This is a genomic window from Micrococcus sp. (assembly GCF_030523875.1).
Lineage (GTDB): Bacteria > Actinomycetota > Actinomycetes > Actinomycetales > Micrococcaceae > Micrococcus.
On sequence record NZ_JAUNHR010000143.1, the window covers coordinates 1 to 2,766 of the forward strand.

Sequence of the window (2,766 nt, forward strand, 5' to 3'; positions counted from 1 at the left end):
CCTGCCCGCCCGTGCGGATCGTCCAGGTGTCCTCGTGGACCGGGGCGATGTGCCACTCGCACTCGGCGCGCAGCGCGCCGACGGCGGCGTCGACCGCGGCCTGATGGTACGGGGCGCCGGCGAAGCCGATCAGCTCGTCAGACTGGATCAGGTCGTTGGCCATGGGCGCGCCCCCTTCCCGGTCAGTCGGCGGTGGTCTCGAACGCCGCGAAGTCGGCGCCCTCGGTCTTGGAGTCCTCGCCCTGCACGGCCTTGTCGGCCGGGGCGGGTGCCTGCTTGTTCGCCGGCTTGGACGCCCGCTTGCGGCGGGCGGGCTTCGGCTCAGCCGGGACGGCCTCGTCGGGGGCGGTGAAGCCGCGCAGCTTCGCGTCGCGGTCGGTGAGCAGCAGGGTGGTCGTCACACCGGAGGGGGTGTGGACGGTGTAGGGCTTCAGGGCGCTCATGGCGGTCTCCTCGGGAGAGGCGGGATCAAGGGGGTGTAGGGCGGCCCGCCCGCCCCGGTGCGGGGCGGGCGGGCCGTCAGGGCGTCACCGATCAGGCGGCGACGTCGGTCTGCACGAACGCAGCCGGGCGGGTCACGCCGAACGCGACGCGCTCCTCGGCCAGGACGGCCACGAGGTTGCGGATGAAGAAGTCCGCGTGCGAGTCGGAGAAGGTGACCGTGGTCTCCTCGCGGTCCCAGAGCACGGCCTTGGAGAAGTCGCCCACGACCGCGGTGCCCGCGGAGATGGTCTCGGACTCCACGATCGGCAGGGACCACAGGGTGCGCGGGCCCATGCTGAACGGGCCGGCCCCGTAGAAGCGGCCGCCATCCTCGCGGGCCAGGTCCACGGTCTCCACGTCCAGCGGGTTCATCAGCACCGCGTTCGGCACCACGCGGCCCACGGTGCGGGCCTTCGTGATGGCCCGACGGACCGACACGAAGATGTCCGTGTCGAACGCCTGGGACTGGATGCCCGAGGTGGAGAGGATGCCGGTGATGTTCTCCCCGACGCCGTCGCCGGCGAGAATCTGCTCCTCCTCCCGCTCCGCGATGTCCTTGGACAGCTCGTCGCGGATCAGGTCCTCGAGCTGCGCGGCGTCCGCGAGCGCCCGCTTGGTGACGGGCACCCACTCGGCGATGGTCTTCACCGAGGTGGAGACGCGCTCGAAGGCCCAGGAGCCCTCGGGCTTGAGGCCGCCGATGACCGGGGTGACGGTGGTGCCGTCGATCGGGGCGGCGGACTGGGCCTCGGGGACGACGGCGGCCGCGTTGGTGTGCGCGGTCTGGCGGACGTACTCGACGGTGTCGGAGCCGGTGCGGCGGACCGAGATGAGGTCGCGGATCGTCAGGGGGCGGCGGCCGAGCATCTCGATGATGCCGGTCTGCTCCGGGGTGACGAACGCGCCGGCGGAGGTGCCGGAGGCGCCGGTGAAGAGGGACTTCACGCGGATCGGGTCGGACTTGACCGTGGTGCGGTCCGGGATGCGGACGTTCCCGGCGGCGTCCGTGAAGCCGCTCATCATGGACTTGAACTGCGGCGAGGAAACGACCTCCAGGCCGAGGTTCTTCACTCGCGCGCTGGGGGTCCCCGCCTCCTGCTGGGCGTCGACGTCGTCGGGGGCGTGCCCACCGATCTCGTCGGCCAGGGACTTCGCCTGGGCGATGATCTCGGCGTCGCGCTTGGCGGCCTTCATGTCCTCGAGCAGGCGGGCGCCCTTGGCCATGGCGTCGTCGTAGCGGGCCTTCTCATCGGTGTTCATCTCGCGGGACTCGGCGTCGGCCTTCTCCGCGATGTCGGTGGCGTCCTTGACGGCCGCCAGGGCGGCGTTCTGCAGCCGCTTGAGCTTGGTCTCGCTCATGGTGTGTCCTCCTGGACTGGTGTCGGGTGCGCGCGGGGTGCGCGCGGGATCAGGGGGCCGAGACGCGCATGGCGAGCTCGAGCCGCTGGGACGCCAGGGTGTGAGCGGACGGCCCGCCGGCGGGCTCCTCCGACTTGACGCGCTGCGCGCCCTCGTCGTTGGCCTTGCCGGTGCCGCTGGCCTGGTCCTGGTCGTTGGTGCCGCCGGTGTCCTCGGTGCCGCCCTCGGGGGGCAGGGAGGACAGGACGGAGTCGATGGAGTCGCGCGCTTCGCGCAGCGCGGTCTCGTTGGCATTGGAGAGCACGCGGCCGGCCTTCAGACCGTCCACGAGGCCCTTCACGGCGACCACGGAGGTGTCCTGGTTCGCGCCGATCGGCACAAACGAGAACTCATGGACGCGCAGCTTGCGCAGCTCGTTGGCCTTGCGGCCGTCCTCGAGCTCCACGGCGCCCTCCTCGAGGGTGTCGTAGGCGAAGCTGAGCTGGTTCAGGCGCCGGCCCTTCACGAGCCGGTACACGTGCGGGCCCTTGGGGGACTCCATGTCGAAGGAGCCCTTGACCCACCAGCCGTGCTCGTCCTCGCCCATGTCCAGGGCGTAGGCCACGTAGAAGTCGGGGTCGTCCATGCGGTGCCCGAACAGGCCCGGCAGGGACTTGCCCGAGGACTTCCACGCCTCGATGTCCTCGGTGAACGCGCCGGGGGCGACGACGTCGCCGTAGGAGTCGGGCTCGCGGGTGAACGTGGAGGGGTAGACGATGAACTCGCCCTCGGCGAGCCCGTCGTCCGGGCCGGCCTTCACGCGCACCGCGGGGGTGGTCTTGATGTGCAAGGTGACCTCCTCGGTCAACGGGTAGTGATAACCCTTTCGGTTATGCTCGGCACATGAGTGGAGACGTCGAGCATGAGTTCAGGCAGTCCGTTCGC

At 70.9% G+C, this 2,766-nt stretch carries 3 protein-coding genes; all 3 read right to left on the minus strand.

Annotated features, from left to right (window positions below; genetic code table 11):
• Positions 1-182: 182 nt before the first annotated feature.
• Complete coding sequence (locus Q4D18_RS11480; protein ID WP_303128528.1) at positions 183-443, minus strand: hypothetical protein; 261 nt, start codon at positions 441-443, stop codon at positions 183-185.
• Between the two features lie 91 nt (positions 444-534).
• A complete protein-coding gene (locus Q4D18_RS11485) occupies positions 535-1,842 on the minus strand; it encodes a phage major capsid protein (RefSeq protein WP_303128530.1) in 1,308 nt (435 codons plus the stop codon).
• Between the two features lie 49 nt (positions 1,843-1,891).
• On the minus strand, positions 1,892-2,671 hold the full coding sequence (locus Q4D18_RS11490; protein WP_303128531.1) for an HK97 family phage prohead protease: 780 nt from the start codon (positions 2,669-2,671) through the stop codon (positions 1,892-1,894).
• Positions 2,672-2,766: the final 95 nt, after the last annotated feature.